The organism is Streptomyces sp. NPDC002265 (assembly GCF_040296125.1).
GTDB lineage: Bacteria > Actinomycetota > Actinomycetes > Streptomycetales > Streptomycetaceae > Streptomyces.
In genome coordinates this window covers 17,283-34,083 of record NZ_JBEOWS010000062.1, presented here as the reverse complement: position 1 = coordinate 34,083, position 16,801 = coordinate 17,283, and the positions used below count along the sequence as shown (strand labels likewise).

11 protein-coding genes and 1 pseudogene are annotated in these 16,801 nt (G+C 68.2%); 7 read left to right on the top strand and 5 right to left on the bottom strand.

Annotated elements, in window-relative coordinates:
- Window positions 1-58: 58 nt before the first annotated feature.
- Window positions 59-4,144 carry a discoidin domain-containing protein gene (locus tag ABT085_RS14205; RefSeq protein WP_351606182.1) on the bottom strand — a complete coding sequence of 1,362 codons (4,086 nt, stop codon included), beginning with the start codon at window positions 4,142-4,144 and terminating at the stop codon, window positions 59-61.
- A gap of 200 nt (window positions 4,145-4,344) precedes the next feature.
- On the opposite strand from ABT085_RS14205, the pseudogene ABT085_RS14200 reads away from it, so the two are divergent.
- The 3 genes and pseudogenes from ABT085_RS14200 to nhaA all read left to right on the top strand — a co-directional run.
- Window positions 4,345-4,566: pseudogene (locus ABT085_RS14200) on the top strand (lamin tail domain-containing protein); the annotation flags it as partial.
- 260 nt (window positions 4,567-4,826) lie between these two features.
- The gene (locus ABT085_RS14195) at window positions 4,827-5,033 is read left to right on the top strand and encodes a DUF6417 family protein (protein WP_351606180.1); all 207 of its coding nucleotides are present in this window, start codon (window positions 4,827-4,829) and stop codon (window positions 5,031-5,033) included.
- 313 nt (window positions 5,034-5,346) lie between these two features.
- Complete coding sequence (gene nhaA / locus ABT085_RS14190; protein WP_502982724.1) at window positions 5,347-7,242, top strand: Na+/H+ antiporter NhaA; 1,896 nt, start codon at window positions 5,347-5,349, stop codon at window positions 7,240-7,242.
- A 1,694-nt stretch (window positions 7,243-8,936) separates the two neighbouring features.
- Here the strand turns inward: nhaA and ABT085_RS14185 are convergent.
- The 4 genes from ABT085_RS14185 to ABT085_RS14170 form a co-directional block, all read right to left on the bottom strand.
- Window positions 8,937-9,623 carry a YoaK family protein gene (locus tag ABT085_RS14185; protein ID WP_351606177.1) on the bottom strand — a complete coding sequence of 229 codons (687 nt, stop codon included), beginning with the start codon at window positions 9,621-9,623 and terminating at the stop codon, window positions 8,937-8,939.
- Between the two features lie 274 nt (window positions 9,624-9,897).
- The gene (locus ABT085_RS14180; RefSeq protein ID WP_351606175.1) at window positions 9,898-10,302 is read right to left on the bottom strand and encodes a hypothetical protein; all 405 of its coding nucleotides are present in this window, start codon (window positions 10,300-10,302) and stop codon (window positions 9,898-9,900) included.
- 334 nt (window positions 10,303-10,636) lie between these two features.
- Window positions 10,637-10,909: a hypothetical protein gene (locus tag ABT085_RS14175; protein WP_351606172.1), complete on the bottom strand. Its 273-nt coding sequence runs from the start codon at window positions 10,907-10,909 to the stop codon at window positions 10,637-10,639.
- Window positions 10,906-11,199: a DUF8825 domain-containing protein gene (locus ABT085_RS14170; RefSeq protein ID WP_351606170.1), complete on the bottom strand. Its 294-nt coding sequence runs from the start codon at window positions 11,197-11,199 to the stop codon at window positions 10,906-10,908. The genes ABT085_RS14175 and ABT085_RS14170 overlap by 4 nt, the downstream gene beginning before the upstream one ends.
- A gap of 459 nt (window positions 11,200-11,658) precedes the next feature.
- Between ABT085_RS14170 and ABT085_RS14165 the strand changes: the two genes are divergently transcribed.
- The 4 genes from ABT085_RS14165 to ABT085_RS14150 all read left to right on the top strand — a co-directional run bounded on the left by ABT085_RS14165 (window position 11,659) and on the right by ABT085_RS14150 (window position 16,734).
- The gene (locus ABT085_RS14165) at window positions 11,659-12,948 is read left to right on the top strand and encodes an acyltransferase family protein (RefSeq protein ID WP_351606167.1); all 1,290 of its coding nucleotides are present in this window, start codon (window positions 11,659-11,661) and stop codon (window positions 12,946-12,948) included.
- A gap of 291 nt (window positions 12,949-13,239) precedes the next feature.
- Window positions 13,240-15,183, top strand: a complete 1,944-nt coding sequence (locus tag ABT085_RS14160) for a hypothetical protein (protein WP_351606164.1) — start codon at window positions 13,240-13,242, stop codon at window positions 15,181-15,183.
- Between the two features lie 86 nt (window positions 15,184-15,269).
- The gene (locus ABT085_RS14155; RefSeq protein ID WP_351606162.1) at window positions 15,270-15,938 is read left to right on the top strand and encodes a hypothetical protein; all 669 of its coding nucleotides are present in this window, start codon (window positions 15,270-15,272) and stop codon (window positions 15,936-15,938) included.
- Window positions 15,939-16,071: 133 nt separating this feature from the next.
- The gene (locus ABT085_RS14150) at window positions 16,072-16,734 is read left to right on the top strand and encodes a hypothetical protein (RefSeq protein ID WP_351606159.1); all 663 of its coding nucleotides are present in this window, start codon (window positions 16,072-16,074) and stop codon (window positions 16,732-16,734) included.
- The last annotated feature ends 67 nt before the right edge of the window (window positions 16,735-16,801 follow it).

Here is a 16,801-nt window from a genome sequence, read left to right as displayed (position 1 = left end):
GGATGATGCCGTGTCCCCCGCCCGGGCGGGGGTGGCCGGGCCGGGGACACGGCGCGGGTCAGCCGCGCAGCGTCGTGACAGGGCTGTTGTACGCCTCGGCCGCCAGCACTGGGTGCCGTGACGAGCACGCGCTCTCCGGCCAGGACAGTTGCACTGTGCGGGACTCGCCGGGCAGCAGCCAGAGATAGTTGTCGCTGTACAGCGTGGGCAGCACCCGGCGGCCGTGAGCGTCCTCCAGCAGTGACAGCCGCACCATGGCGGCGACCGCCGAGCCATGGTTGCGGACGACCGCCGTCAGCTCCTGGCGGTGCCCGGAGCGCGACCTCTGTGTGATCGCGCCGGTCAGCTTCACCGTCTTCGCCTTGTTGAGGGCCCGCAGGTCCGAGGGGTTGCGGTAGCGCCAGTAGGTGTTCCGTGACAGATGCCTGCCGCGGGAGTCCTCCAGGGTCAGCCGCAGCAGGTGCAGGTCCGGAAGATCGTCCGTCCACGCGACAGTGAACGCCTTGGTGGTGTCCGCCCGCGACACGTCCACGCGGGCCGTTTTGGTCCCGCCGAGCTGGCGGCCGGACAGGTCGAACAGCTGCGCGGTGACGGTGGCACGGTGCAGGTCGGCCGCAGTGTGGTTCACCGCGATGACCTGCCACTCGACTGGATCGGCCTGCACATGCAGCGGCTCGCAGGCCGAACGGGCGCCGTAATAGGTGCCGTTGACGTCGAAGTCGTAGTCGTACGTCTGCCAGACCGTGCTGTGCCAGGCAGGGTGGGACATCCACAGCATCAGGCCGGACGCGTTGTCCCACAGGTTGGCGTTCCACGCCTCGAACATGGCGCGGGTGTTCTCGTAGTTGACGAACTGCGCCTTGCGGGCGAAGTCGTCCAGGTCGCCGGCCGCGTCGAGGCGGGCCTCGATGGCCGCTTTGTAGTTCTGCGGCGCCTGGTTCCCGCGTTCGCTCCAGTCGTGGTAGTACCACGCCCCCTTGATGGGCCACTCCGGCTCGTCGCCCACGAGGTTGCGCATGCTGGCGGCGGTGGAGACGACGGGCATGCCGATCTCGGTGTGGAAGCCGAAGTCACGGCTGCCGTACGTCATGGGGTCGAAGTACTTCTCTGGCTCCACCCAGCCGTAGGGGCCCCCGCCCGTGATGATCCCGCCGGCTGAGTTGTTCTGGTACAGCAGGCCGGGCGCCTGCTGCTGCACGGCCTCGCGCATTCCCTTGTCTATGGCGGCCGGAGGGTTGCCCTCGTTGGCTCCGCACCAGACCACCACGCTCGGATGGATGCGGTAGCGCAGCACGGTGTCGCGGGCGAGCGAGTTGAACGCCGCGTGGTCTGGCGGGTCCATGCCCCACGCGTTGGGGAAGTCGTTCCACACCAGGATGCCGTGCCGGTCGCAGGCGGCGAAGAACTCCTCTCGGTCGCTGCTGCCGACCCAGTTGCGGATCATGGTGAAGTTCATGTCGCGGTGCATGCGCACGGCCGCGTCCATGCGCTCCGCCGGCATCCGGCGCAGCAGTTCGTCCCAGCCCCAGTTGCCGCCGCGGGCCAGCACGCGCACACCGTTGACGCTGATCTTCAGCGGATCCGGCGTATTCGATACGGACTTGACGTCGGTCCACTTCTCGCCGTCGTCGGACACCTGGATCGTGTACGTCTTCGGGTACGCGGTCTCCCAGACGACGGCGACACGGTCGAACTTCCGTGCAGACCCGAGATCCACCTGGATCCACTGGTGGTCCTCGTAAGCGGAGGACCAGCGGGTACTGGGGTCGCCGTCGGTGGCGTGCGAAGCCGGGTGGTCGGACTCCTCGGTGGAAGCGGTGGCCTGCTGCCGCAGCGCGAGATCGGTGCCGGGATCACTCCGGTCGACGACGCCGAAGGACCACAGCGAGTTTCCCCAACTGCTATTGCGCAAACCGCAGTTGAGACGGACGTAGCGTGCGGTCTGTTGGTCGAAGTCCTCGATCTGGAGGCTGGCATTGCCGTTGTTGAACGGCAGTGGCACGGCGCCGTTGTCCACCGACTTCACGTCGGTCCAGTCCGAGTCGTCCGAGGAGACCTGGACCACGAAGGTCTTGGCGTACGCCTGCTCCCAGGTGAGGTCGACCCGGTCGAAGGACTGGGGGGAGCCGAGGTCGATGCGGATCCACTGATCATCCTCGAACGCGGAGGACCAACGGGTGCCTGCGTCGCCGTCGGTGACGTTGGCCGCGCCGTTGCTGACCTGATCGGTGCTGGACGCCTCGGCCGCCGCATGCAGCGCGAGGTCGGTGCCGGGCCGTGTGCTGTCGCCCACGGACAGGGTCCACAGAGAGCTGCCCCAGGAGGTCGCCCGGGTCAGGCATCTGATGCGGACGTACCGGGCGTGCTGCCGATCGAAGGCCACAGTCTGCGTGTAGGAGTCACCGGAGGAGGTGAACGCGAGCGGCACTTCGTACTCGTAGCCGAACTGGCGGATACCGAAGCGAGTGGTGCGCCGGTCGCTCTCCTGACCGCCCACCGACGCGGCGAGCGTGAGGTCGTGCAGATCGGGGTCGCCCAGACCATTCGGCCACCACAGCTTGGGGTTGTGCAGCTTCAACTGCCGGAAGGCGTCGGGAGCGAAGACGACATCGATGCTCTCACCCGCTTTCACGTTGACGGTCTTCGAGATGCGCACGTCGTCGAAAGACGCGGTGACCGTCGCCTCACGGTCGGCGATGTCGGCGTTGCGGATCGGTACGACCACGGTCACCTCGGCCACCGACACGTCAGGCAGTGCGGGCAGCACGGTGTCCACACGCGGGTCACCGATGACGATGTGCCCGGTCGACCGCAGTCGGACGTGGTTCCAGATGCCCGCCGCGCGGTCACGGACGGCCGGCATCCAATCCCATCCCGAGGACGCCAGGTAGGTGGGGGAGTTGAGGTTCATCTGCTGCGCGCCGGCGTCCACCCACGACTCGCCCAGCGGACCCTTGTCACCGGGGCTGCCGGGGACCGGCATCGGCGCGGTCTTCACCGCGAGTGCGTTGTCGCCGCTCGGCGCGAGCTGCCGGGTGACGTCGAACGCGGCACGGGCGAACGGGTAGGTCAGATCGCCCACCCGCTCGCCGTTGAGCCACACCTCGGCCTTGTGGTTGACGCCGTCGAACTCCAGCCAGACGTGGCGGCCTGCGCCCGTGCGCAGGCCGCGCGGCAGCGCGAAGTCCCGCTTGTACCACCAGGAGTGGCGCGACAGCGCCTCCGGGATGCGCAGATTGTTCAAGCCCGCCACCGGGTCAGGCAGTTTGCCCTGCTCCACGAGCGAGCCGAGCACGGTGCCAGGAACGGTCGCGGGCAGCCATGTGCTGGTGTCGACGGACGTCTTCGACAGACCTGCGCCGTCCGCGCCGGCCCAGTCGTCCATGGTGAGCCGCCAGCCCGACTCCACGGGGACGGTCCCGTCATCGGCGATCGCCAGCCTGGGCGCCTCGCCGTGCTGAGTGCCCCAGTCGGTCCAGCCGGTGGCAGCGGGGCGTTTGCCCCTGGCGATGCCGTAGACCTCGAAACCGTTGAGGCCGAGGGGCAGCGGGCTGGAGCGCTTTTGGGAGGTCATACGCACCCAGCGCGCCGACACGGGGCTGGGGAGCTGGATGTCCACGACGCCGCCGGTGCCCGCCGTGGTGCGGTGCACGGTGGTCCAGGACTTGCCGTCCAGGGACGTCTCGACCACGAAGACCAGCGAGTAGCTCGACTGGATCTCGTCACCCTGGGTGCCGCTGTGCACGTTGCCCGTGGTGGGCGGCGTGTACACCGGGTCGGAGGCGGCTGCCTCGAAAGTCAGGCTGACCCGGTCGACGTCGCAGGCTGCCTGGAGGTCGACGGCTATCCACTGCGGGTCGCCGTCCTCGGCACGCCAGCCGCTGCCCCGCACGCGGGGGGAGGAGAGGCGGTCGACCACGAAGGAACCGGGTGTGGCGGCGTAGGCGGTCGAGGAGACCGAGACGGGCCTGTAGAGGGCCAGTTCGCCGACGGCGGAGGGGTGGACTGGTGCGCCGGTGGGGGCGGCAGCGGCGGTCGACACGGGCAGTGCCGAGTTGAGGCCGAATCCGGCCAGCAGGCTCGTACCCGTGGTGATGACGGTCCGACGCGACGGACGGCGCGACGGACCCGACTGATCTGACATGTGTGACGTCCCATCAAAAAACGGTGCTGGCCACCCGCACCGCACTCCTGTACCGAGCTGGTATGACAACGTTGCCAAAGGCTGTGTTGCGCAGCGCTGCATGTCAACCCCTGATGCGTAGAAGGGTGGTTGGTCGCTTCGGGGGATCCCGCTGGATCGTGGCTGTCGCGAATGAGCGAAGTCGTGCCCTCAGTTCGTGTCTCTTGGAGGAGTCCGGCCACACCTACACCTTCGACGGCTACCGCCTGGTCGTCCGCGCCGCGGTCCGTATCCACACCGGTGAGGTCCGCGACACTCGGAGTGACCTGCACCAGGATCGCCGCGCGTACGTGTGGAACAACGACCACGACACCGCGACCCTGCGCAACGACCGCGGCGGCTTCGTCGATGACGAGTTCTGGGGATACGGCCGCCGCCACTGACCCGCACCCCGGCCAGCGACCGGTGACCGTCGGCCGGGGATCGCATTCGCAACAACCCCTCTCCACGGCGGCGCGCCCGGAACTGCATGCTCTTGGCGGAACTGCTGCCCCCTGCCCCGCACCGCGTGCCGCGGGGCTGCGCAGCCGCCCCTGCAGTGGCTGCGGCCGGGACCATCCCGGACGGAGCCACGCGTGCTTTCGGTGCGGGCGAACCCGGGATTGGGCGTGACCTTGGGCCTGGTGGGTACGCTGCCCAGATCATGGACGACTACGACCCGCTCGGTGGGGACTCCACCCTGTTTGTGCCGCTCGCGGACACGGCGCAGCGTCTGGCTGTGCTGACGCTGGAGGAGGCGCACGATCTGCTCGCGTTGCTGGTGGCGGTCGCGCAGGAGGGCGGGAGCATGTCGGCGCAGGCGGACCGGCTGGCAAGGGAGATCGCCGCGCGGATCCCGTCGGAGAACTGACGGCGCACACGACCTGGTCGGCCGAGTCGAGGGAAGAGGCCGAGGCCCTGGTCGATGCCGTCGGACTCTCACCCCGCCGGTTCATACCTCTCGGCGACGCATGGATCGGTCGAGTTCAGACGGAACCTCCAAGTGGCACCGCGTGAACGCATGGGTGCATGGAGCCACGGGATGACGTGGAGGGCGCGGGCGATTGGTCCGCCGCGCACGTAGCTTGCTGTCTGCCGGTTTTGCTCAGCAGGCACGACGCTGCCGGCAGGCAGATTCTGGAAGGACCCGCGCATCACGCGTCTGACATGGGTGAGCACACGACATGACTTCCAAGATCCCTGGCACACGTTCGCGGCGAGCCGGGCAGAGTGTCTGCTCGGATGCCATGCGGACTCCTCTGCGTGACTTTCTGCGCACCGAGACGGGCAGCGCTGTCGTTCTGGTGGCTGCAGCACTCATCGCGTTGGTGTGGGCCGGCGCGGCCCCGGCGGCGTACGAGCACACCTGGGCCACGGTGCTGTCCGTCCGCGTCGGCTCTGCCGGTGTCGGGCTGGAACTGCGCGAGTGGATCAACAGCGGTCTCATGGCGCTGTTCTTCTTCGTTGTCGGTCTGGAGGCACGCCGGGAGTTCGACATGGGGGAGCTGCGTCAGCGCCACCGCCTGACACTCCCCCTTGTCGCAGGAGTCATGGGCATGCTCATTCCCGTCGCCGTCTTCGTGGCCTTCGCCGCCGGGCACGATGCCGGACACGGGTGGGGTGCGGCCATGTCCACCGACACCGCCTTCGTCCTGGGGGCCCTTGCGCTCCTGGGCGATCGGCTCCCGGGCACTCTGCGTGCCTTCTTGCTGACGGTGTCCGTCGTCGATGACTTCGTCGCTCTCGGTGTCATCGCCTTCGTCTACAGCGGCCGGCTCTCCTGGCCGGCGCTGCTGGTCGCGATCGCCACGTTTGCGTTGGTGCTGCTGCTGCGCAGGGCCGGGGTACGTCACGGAGCGCCCTATGCCGTCCTTGCCGCCGTCGTCTGGGTGGCCCTGCTCGAATCCGGCATCGACCCGGTCGTCACGGGGCTGATGTTCGGCCTGATCACCTACGCGTATCCGGCGTCACGCAGCGATCTGGAACGCACCACGGGGCTGTTTCGGCTCTTCCGGGAGCAGCCCACCCCAGAACTCGAGCGTTCGCTGCGCCAAGGGCTGGCGACGGCAATCTCTCCCAACGAGCGCCTTGAACGCCTCTACCACCCGTGGTCGAGCTACGTCATTGTTCCCCTGTTCGCCCTTGCCAACGCCGGTATCCACGTGCCCTTGAACCGTCTCGTCGACAGCCTTGCCTCGCCGATCGCTCTTGGCATCGTCGTCGCCTATGTCGTCGGCAAGCCGCTGGGCATCACCATCGCCGAGTTGCTGACCACCCGGCTGAGCCGGGGGCACCTGCGCCCCCAAGTGGGCTGGGGCGCCGTCCTTGCAGGTGGAAGCGCGGCCGGTGTCGGGTTCACGGTGTCACTCCTGATCGCGGCCCTCGCCTTCAGCGGCGAACAACTCACCCAGGCCAAGATCGGCATTCTCGCGACAGTGCCCGTCTCCCTGGCACTCACCTGGATGATCACCGCCCTGGTCCATGCCCTGCCCCAGGGCACACGGACCCGTGCCCTGCTGGGCACCGGCCAAGGCGTCACCGACCTCGCCGTACCAGTGGACTGGGACCGTGACCACGTGCGGGGCCCCCGCAACGCCTTGGTGTCCGTCGTCGAATACGGCGATTTCGAATGCCCCTACTGCGGCCAGACCGAGCCCGTGCTGCGCCAGCTTCTCGCCGGCGCCGGAGACGTCAGCTACACCTGGCGGCACCTCCCACTCAACGATGTACACCCCCACGCACAACTCGCGGCCGAGGCCACCGAAGCGGCGGCACGCCAAGACGCCTTCTGGGAAATGCACGACGTCCTCCTGAACCACCAGGGAGACCTGAGGGTGGAGGATCTCCTGCGCTACGCCGCTCAGCTGGCCTTGGACGTGCACCGCTTCGAAAACGACCTGCGCGCCCACCGGGGTGCCGCACACGTGGCCGAGGACGTCGAGTCCGCCGACCTCAGCGGGGTCGCGGGCACTCCGACGTTCTTCGTCAACGGCCGCGTGCACCGCGGCCCGTATGACCTTGCCAGTCTGACCGACGCGGTCTACAGAGCCCGGGACCGCGCCACCCTGGCAGCCCCTTGACCCGAGTCGGCCTTCATCCGTGCCTGGCACAGAGCTGCTTGGGGGTCGGCGCAGGTGTCGTCGAGGCGGTGGTGCCGGGTCAGCACCCCGGTAGGGGAGCGGTAGCAGAGTCCGGCCAGCCAAGCAGGCTTGCGGGTACTGCTGGGCTGGCACCTGTCGGCACTTGAACGGGCGCTCGTCACCGACCGGGAACGACCACCTGGGTTCCCTGGGAGGTGTGCTGCCCGGGGACGGCCTGCCTGAGCAGTACGTGCACTACTGCCCGGTGCCGGACTGCGCTGTCAACGTGACCCGGGTATGGCGCATGAACACGCCGGCCCGACACCGGTCGGCAGGCGCTCCGCTGTGACGGTGCCTGCCCGGCCCGGCGCGCTCGACACGGAGACCGGCCACCCGGCACTTCCCACAGCGCCCGCGCCGGGATGCAGACGACAAGAGCGCAGCCAGCCCCGGAACCGCTCCTCTCGAGAGCCGCACCACGCAGCTCCCGCGCCCCGCTGGCCGGACATGACGCCGAACTGATCCGGCGGCGAGGTCCGCGCATACGATCACGTATCGCCATGCACACACCGTGCACGCCTCCAGACCACGCGGCAGCTGCCGCCCCGCTCAGCCGTCCTCCCGCCGACACCAGGCGACCGCCGGCCCGCAGCAGCTCGTCCCGGCCACAGGTCAGGGGCCGTTTTTGCTGCTCTCAGCGCGGAGGTGGTGGGATTTGAACCCACGGTGACATCGCTGACACGACGGTTTTCAAGACTTTGTGCGGCTTCGCTCGGCCATTGAGGCTCCACCGACCTCAGTCATGGGGGGTCGCAGAAGCGTCGAGTCGAAACGCCTGGGCAGCGTCGGGGCCCGACCCGACCACGTCCGTCGTCATGACGTAGCGCGCCCCAGTTCCTTCGGGCGTGATGGGCTCTCGGATGCGGCTGAGCGGTATCCACAAGACCTCGCCGTTAGCCGGACCCCCTACCAGCTTGATCCTCACCTGGATCGTGCTGGGGTCCATCTGGGGAGCCGCTTCCGGGGTCGTGGCCGCAGCGTCAGAGGATCGCGAATGCCGGGTGGCAGGCTCTTGCGTCGAGCTACCGCACGCACTGAGTGCGGCGAGTACCGCGATGCAGATCAAGGCCCGACGTGAATACATGACCGAACTGTCTCAGCGTCGAGAAGCTCATCCAAGGCCCTTGATGATCTCGTGACAGGCAAGGCCGTGCCGTTCTCGTGCCAGAACGGGCGGGGGCTCACGGGGACTCGGTGACAACAACGGAGCACGAGCGTGCACTTGCCCCAGTGCACGTCTCCGCAGCTCACCCCAGCAACCACCCAACCTCGCTCTTAAAACGGGCGTCGCAGTTCACACCTCCGGTCGAGATCATCGCCGGACGGCGTCGCTCATCCCATCCTCTGGCGAATCAAGGGCACAGACGCCAGTCGCGCCACAGAGGAGACCAGCCCTGGTATGAGGAACCATCCCGGCAGATTCTCCGCCGGCATTCCGGCGGAGAGGGTCGCTACAGACAACATCAGCTGCACCGCTGCCACGAAGCAGCCGAACGTCCGGTTCGGAGGCAACCAGGGCAGCGCCGCCCAGGCGACGGGCAGCAGTAGCCACAGAACGAGCGCGACAGCCATCATTCCTTGCTTTTCTTCGTGCGTGCTGATCAGCGGGAGGTTGGAGGCGAGGTCGCGGACGGCTACACGTTTGCTTCACCACGCTCAAGCTGCCGCGTCTCGCTGATCAGCATCGCGAGCACCGCGGCGAGCAGGCCGGCAGCCACGGCGACCGCCGGGGTGCCGACGTATCTGGTGCAGATCGCACCGATCACTGCGCCGACCGCGAATGCCCCAACGACAACGGCATACCTTCCCGCGCGCCGCGCGTCCTCCGGCTTTTTGCTGACCACCCACTCGTGCGCGGCGCCGATGCTCGTCCGCAGATTCCCACTTGCCATCAGCGTGGCGTAGGGGGCGTTGCGCAGGGTCGTGAACGTCGCGAATTGCAACGCGGCCACGAGCGATACCGTTACCGTCGTCACAGGCTCAGGCGTGCCATCGGGCAATGATGCAATTGCTGTGAGTAGCACGATCTGAATCGTCAACACAAGCCTCAGGGGGCGGCGAACGAGCCTTCCCACATGGGGCACGCCGAGGATGTCCACGGCGAGTACGCCGGCGATGAAGGCCCCGATCGGGATGACCGACAAGACCGCTGCGTGCCAATGACGGTCTGTGGCCTGGACACAGAAAAGCACCATGTTGCCGGATTGCAAGTTGGCGAATACGCCATAGCGGACGAACGTATACGCGTCCAGGAATCCCCCGACTGATGCCAGAACTGTCCCGACGGGCAGCGTGTCGGTGCGGCGATGGATCGTGGCCATGGGGTCAATTCTCCATGGCACTCCGCGGCTGACTCGACAGGCCACAGCGATAGTTCGCATCGAGGGACGCACACCGCACCACCCCCGCTCGGGCCGTCTCTGGGCCGTACGGAGGTGCTCGACAACGACCAACGCTGACAACCGTCGACAGCCAAGTCGCAGGTCGCAGCGTTGATCGATTACACGGCCGCAGGTCAGAGACCCGACCCTTCACTTCTTCGGCTACTGACCGCAGTTGTCGGCGCCTGCCACGCCCATTGAGACTCCACCGGCATCACGTCGACGTGGTCTCCCTCGACCGCCGAGCTATCCACACGTAGCCCGCCAGCCCAAGCGAGCCACGCACCATGAAGTCAACCCACAACTGCATGAACTCACCGGAATCCTCCATACGCAGGACCACCAGCGAGGCCGAGGCTGTGAAGACTCCCGCAAACGCCAGGGCCGAAGCGTAGGCGATCAAGCCACCGTGGTTGCGGCCCAGCCTCGCCCCCAGAAGCCCGGACGGAATTTGCACGATCAGGTGAAAGCCCACGCAGTAGACCAGCAGCACAGCGAAGATCACGAACGGGGGGATGTCTGCTGAAGGGTCGTCGGCTGGTGCCGCACCGTAGGCATCGAGAGCCCGGGCCGGAGGGATCACGTATGTGAACAGCAAGATCACACCACTCAGATGCATGGCACCGAGGTGACGTGCGACCTGACGGAGAGGGTTTCGCGACGGGCCGCTCGATCCGAGCGGACTAACCATGCCTGTGTTCACGTGACCCCCTGGTCCCAGACCGCGACCCTCCATCTGGGCGGCAGAGTACAGCTCGGCCCTACACCGGGCCGTCTCGGTTCCCGTCTCGTTCAGCCCCGTGCACGGTCATTCAGGCGGGACCCGACGCCGTGTCGGCGCCGAAGGCCAGACGGTCATGAACGCAGGTGAACGCCTTTGCGTATAGCCCTGACAAGCGCAAACGCAGTTGGGAAGCGGGTTGGCCTGGGGTGCTGTCGTGGCGGTGCAGACGTCAGACGCTCGTCTCCGGGCCCCAACGGTCCGGGCCTACTCCGCGCCAGTCGATCCAGGGCGCCTTGGCAGCCTCGTCGGCGTCGAGCTCTAGGCCGGCCCGGCGGAGAAACTCGACCAGGTCCGCCATGTCGTGGGCCAGGCCGAGGATCTCGCCGTCCACGCGCACGCGCCGCCCGCCCGTAGGTGATGGCGGGTGGACGATCACGCGAATGCGGCCGGACGCGCCTTCAGGATCATCCCCAGCACACCGTTCCACATTCGAACGCGTCATTCGCAGACCCTCAGCGCTTGGTCGGTGGCAGCAGTCGCGGTGAACGCAGGCAGGTCGAGCGATGAACCCGCCCACGAGGAGCCCTGGCCCGAAAGCCCCAGACTGCGTAGCTCCCACCACGCCGCGGGGCTTGGCCGGCGTTGTTGCCAGTACGGGTGGAAGAACACCTGAGTCGACAGCTGGTACAGACGTCGACGCAGTTCGGTCCGGCCGGGCCGGTCGGCGAGCTGCCGGTAGGTGACACTCCATTCCTGCTGCGCCTGGGCGAGGTCGGCGGGGAACGATCGCATGGCAAAATTCAATCACGTGTTCGATTTCTGTGTCCATTGGCGATGCCGTCACGCGGAGCGGAGCCTCGGTCAGTGCCGGAACCGTGCCAGGTCGTGCGGGGAACCACGGGGAACACCGGGAACCCACTCGGTCCGCAACTAGGGCGCTGACACCCTTGCCCGCAGGTCAGCTCCGTAGGCAGGGCAAGAGGACCTGAGCTTCCCAAGCTCGGGTTGTCCCGCCGCCTCGCGCTCGGCGAAGCGGCGGTAGTTGTCTGCTGTCGTCACCCGGTCGTCCAACCCCGGCATCGCCATGGCGCGATCATATGGGCCGGTCCGGAGGTCCCTCGCTGGATGAGGCTGCGAACAGGTTGGTGGGACACACCCCCGTGATCACGCAAGCGCGTAGCGGTGTATGGGGGCGGTCCGAGCGCAGGTGGGAGATCTTGCTAGTGTCCGCGGGTGAAATCGCGGATAACTTTGCCGTCGACTGCTACCCGGTTCGGGTGGCTCGACGCGGTCCGGGGGATTGCCGCCCTGACCGTGGCCCTGCACCACCTGAGCGCTGAGCTGTTCGTGGGCTTCGGCGCGGCTGTGCGGGAGTGGTTCGACCCGGGGATTTTCGGGGTGATGGCGTTCTTCCTGGTCAGCGGATACATCGTGCCCGCTTCGCTGGAGCGCCGGGGAGATGTGCGGGCGTTCTGGACCGGACGGCTGTTCCGGCTCTACCCGCTGTGCGCGGTGGTCTTCGTCGCCGCGGCCGTTCTGGTGCCGCAACGTTTCTCCGCGGTGGATGTCTCGGTTCATGAGCACCCGCTGCTCGCCGCCGTCGCCAACGCGACCATGCTCCAGGACCTGCTGGGCCTGCGCAGCGGTCTGCCGGTGATGTGGACGCTGACCTACGAGATGGTCTTCTACTACCTGGTCACTCTGCTGTTCATGACCGGCGCCCATCGCCGCAGCGGGTCCGTGGCGGTCGTGTTCGCCGGGGCGGCGCTGTTCCTGGGGCCGTGGGCGGCAGCGTGGAGCCTGCGGCCGGAGTTCACCGTCCGGCAGCTGGCCGCGGTGACCGCGGTGGTGGTGGGAACGGGGCTGCTGTCCCTGCTCACCGGACGCCGGGCGGCGCAGCTGACAGGCGCGACGCTGCTGGCGGGGCTCGGCCTGGCGCTCATGATCGCAAACGGGCGGTCGACTCCTTGGGAGAGCCTGCTGATCCTGGCCACGATGTTCAGCGGGACCGTGATCTATCGCGCCGAACGAGGACAGATCCGCCGGGGTGCGGCGTGGGCGTACTGCGGCTTCGTACTCGTGGCGGGGACGGCGGCCGGACTGCTCTACGACGACAAGCGGGCCCAGATACGTACCTGGACCGCCTCGCCCATCGCCTGGGTCAGCGCGTTCCTTGCGGGCTGGGCACTGTTCGGTGTGGCTTTCCTGCTGCGCCGCCGCAGGATGCCCGCAGCCCTGACCTGGCTGGGCCTCGTGAGTTTCTCCGTCTACCTCCTGCACCGTCCGCTGATCTCGGTGATGTCCTGGTCCATGGCGAAAGTGGGCGATCCTCACGGTGCGGCACAAGAGCTGATCTGGCTGGCCGCTTTCCTTTCGGCCCTGCTCTTGCTGAGCGCGTTCACCTATCACACGGTGGAACTTCCGGGGCAACGGCTTGCGCGGCGGCTGCTGGAGCGTCATCGGGGTCCGTCCGCAGGGGGCGAACGGGGCGTCCCTGAGGCTTCCGAGAAGGAACTGGTGGCTGCTCGGCAGGGGCAGTGAGAATTTGATCATTCTTGGCCCGTCAGCACCGGAAAGTGTGAAGCTCGCTGGGTAGTGTCGTTCATCGCGTCCGACGACAAGGGCTTCGACGAGCCCATCGGCAGGGAACTGTGGTGGCGTGATGCGGCGGGGCGGGCTGCGCAATGTTCCGGTGCCGGGCATCGACCGGACGTGGTTCCCCTCGATCGCTGCCCCCACAGCAGGATCCGGACGCACTGTCGGGCGTCACAGGCATGCCCGTCCGAGACAGGAGCTGCAGTGCCACTGAGAATACCCAGACCGCGTACCGCCATGGCCACGTGCGCAGCGGCGACGGCGGCGGCACTCGCGGTCGGCGCCGCGCTGCCTGCTGCCGCTGCGGGATACACCGCGTCGGCCGGCCCGTTCGGCCCGGCGGTCGCCGTGACCGGCACCGGCGGTCAGCAGAGCCTGATCGATGTCAGGACGGCGGGGAACGGCACGGTATTCGCCCTGTGGCGCAACAAGGCCGCCGGCGCCACCGCATGGGACATCCAGGCCGTCGTCAGGCCTGCCGGCAGTAACACCTGGTCGGCTCCCCACCTGCTGTTCACGAGCGACAACGCGACCGCCCCCGTCGAGCTGACGGTGACCGCCGACGGGCACGCCGAGGCGGCCTGGACGACCGGCAGTTACGCCGACAGCTCGCTGGCCGCCGTCTCGGCCGGCTGGGACCCGGCGACGGGCCGCTGGTCGGACCCGGTCACGCTCACGTCCTACGCCGGACTGGACCTGTCGATGCCCCGGTTGGCCGCGGCGGCGGACGGCACCGTCACCGCCGTCTGGGTCCAGGGCGACGGGGGCTGGAACTACGAGGCGATGACCGCCACGCTCGCCTCCGGCGCGACGACCTGGTCGGCACCGCACCGTCTGGGAGGCGTCTCCGGCGGCTTCATCGAGCAGTTCTCCCTCGCGGTGGCTCCCGACGGAGCGGCCACGGTGGTCTGGGACGCCTGGGACCGGACCACCGACTCCAACATCGATTCCATCGTGACCCGGGTCGCTCCCGGCGGAGACTGGAGCACCCCGGCCGCCCTGCCAGGGGCGGACGCCGCGTCCACCGACGTCCAGGTGTCGATGTCCGCCGGGGGCGCGACCACCGTGCTCTGGCAGAGCGCCACCAACGGGGTCGAGACGCTCAGGTCCCGCACCAGGCCCTCCCCGACCGGCAGCTGGGGACCCGTCCAGACCGCTGTGCCGATCCTCCAGGACAACGACGACAGCGGCCCCCTTACCGCCCCCAACGGTGACATCACCTATGTGTGGGCGGGCTGGACCGGCAGCGCCGGCATGCCCATCGTCCAGGCCGTCACCCGCAGCGCTGGCACGGGAGCCTGGTCCGCACCGAAGACGCTGTCGACCGGCTACGTCGACTGGCAGGTGGACGCGTCCATCGGCGCGGACGGGACCGTACAGGTCGTATGGCCGCAGACACCCGGCATCGACAACGGCGACGACCACTACCTCGAGTGGGCCGTCCGCGCCGACGGCACCTGGAGCAAGGCCACCGCGCTCAACGCCACACCGGTCGCCGCCGTCCCCGACATGGACGCCCTGACAGGCGAAGTGGCGGCGGGACCTGACGGTCGGGCCACCGTGCTGGGACGCACCGCCGTCTACGCGCCTGGTTCCGCCGACCGCTACACCTCACAGGTGTGGGAACGGTCGCAGACCCTGCTGGCCAAGCCGGGCATCACCAAGCAGGCGACGATGACCGGGACCGCCCGTACCGGGTCCAGGCTGACCTGCTCCGCTGCCTGGTCCGGCTACAACGCGACCGGCACCTGGTCCTGGCTGCGTGACGGCAGGACCATCGCGGGCGCCACCGGCACCACCCGTACCCTGACCGCGGACGACTACACCCACAAGGTCACCTGCAAGGTCACGGTCAGTAATGGCGCCGGTTCGGTCAACTCCACGGCACCAGCCGTCACAGTCGCCGCCGGTCCTTCCCTGAAGGACACCGAGGCGCCCTCCGTCAGCGGCACCGCCAAGGTCGGTCACCGGCTGACCGCCGCTCACGGGACCTGGTCGCCGGCGGCCACCACGTACTCGTACTCCTGGAAACGAAACGGGAAGGCCATCACCGGGGCCACCAGGTCCACCTACGTGCTGGTGAAGGCCGACAAGGGCCAGAAGGTCAGTGTGACGGTGACCGCCCACCGCTACGGCTGGGCCGGCGGATCGGCCGCCACCGCATCCGTCACGGTGCACTGACGCGCGCGACGTCACGAGGAGTCAGCCTCAGGCCGCGCAGGCGAATGCGACCTGAGGCTGTCAGAGGGATCCGGTTGGATGAGCCCGTGACTGTCTACGACGTAGCCCGCAGGCTTCCCGCTGTCGGCGACCTGCGGGACCTGTGCCGCTCGCTCGCGATGCTCGACGCGATCCTGAGCCCGGACTGGGAAAGCCGGTACTACTCCTTCGATGCCACGTGGGCTGACGGCGAGGAAATGGCCTCGATGCGCGACGGGTCGGGAGACGAGTACTCCATCGTGTTCTCGGCGGCCGGGGCCTATGTCCGGGGCTTCTGCCATGAATCGCGGATGAGTCCGTACGGCCACGACGGCGAGCCGTGGCCGGGGGTGATCGACGGTGTCCCCGACGTCTTCAAGCCCTTCGTCGAGGAGGCCGCGTTCACCGACGAGGACGGCGTGCCCGTCGTGACGGCCTGTCTGTGGCGGGAGATGACGGACGATCAGTGGCACCACGGCACGATCGAGTTCCCCTCGGACCACACCGACCCCGACGGGGCGACGGGTCTGTTCCCACTGCTGGTCGATCGCTCACCCGAGGCGTACCAGCGCTTCGCCGAGGACTACTACGAGGTCGCGGTGGATCTGGAAGCGGTGAGCGACCTGTATGCCTTGCGGCCGCTGAACCAGGAACTCGTGTCGTCGCTGAACGCGGAGGTCACCCTGGCGGACCTGGCCCAGGACATCGCCGGAATCGGCTACCCGCAGGCCCACTGAGGGATGTCCGGGCCATGAGCTCCCGCGAAGGGAGGCGCGGCCGATCTCGACCGCCGGAAGCACCGGCACGTAGGGTGTGCCCGTATTCAGTGATCATCTCTGGATACGGGGGAGACAAGGGCACGGGGGCGGCATGCGTCGGCACACACTCGCGAGCACTGTGGTGGGACTTGCCGCGGCGGTCCTCTTCCTGTGCACCGCCGCCTACGCCGGCGGTGCCGGGGGCCAGGGCGACGAGGGGCACGCGGCCGCCGCCGCGTGCGCGCACGGTACGTACGCATGGTCCGGTGTCGTGCGCGAGCAGAAGCTGACCGGGCTCGCCGACCCGATCACGCTGAAGAGGAAGACGGACTCCGTCTCGGGCGTGATCAAGCCGTTGAAGGGCGTCAGCTACAAGCCCCATGTGATGTCCACGGGCCCCGGGGTCCGCGCGGCGGACGCCATCAAGGCCCTCGGCCGGTACCTCGGGACGGACGAGCCGCTCGCGGACCCGTCGGAGTCGGCGATGCCGGAGGAGACGCCCACCGACTTCTACTACAACATCGGGGACCTCAAGGGGTCCTACTACGCGTGGGGCTCGGTCGGCCTGGTCGAGGCCGACTTCACGTACACCTGCCAGGGCGGCGGTGCCAAGCCGGTCAAGGGGTATGTGGTGACGTGGGAGACGCTCGGCGGCGGGTTCCTGTCCTGCGACGATCGTGTGACCGGCGACCCCTTCCGGAAGCCGGACGCCGCTGCGCGTACGGCTGCTCGCACCCTCTGCCCGGCCGGTTCACCGGCGGCGAAGAGCGCCTGATCGGAAGATTCCCTCGTGCGGGACGGCCGCTTCGCCGACCCGCAGAGGGACCTGGTCGCGGTGGTCC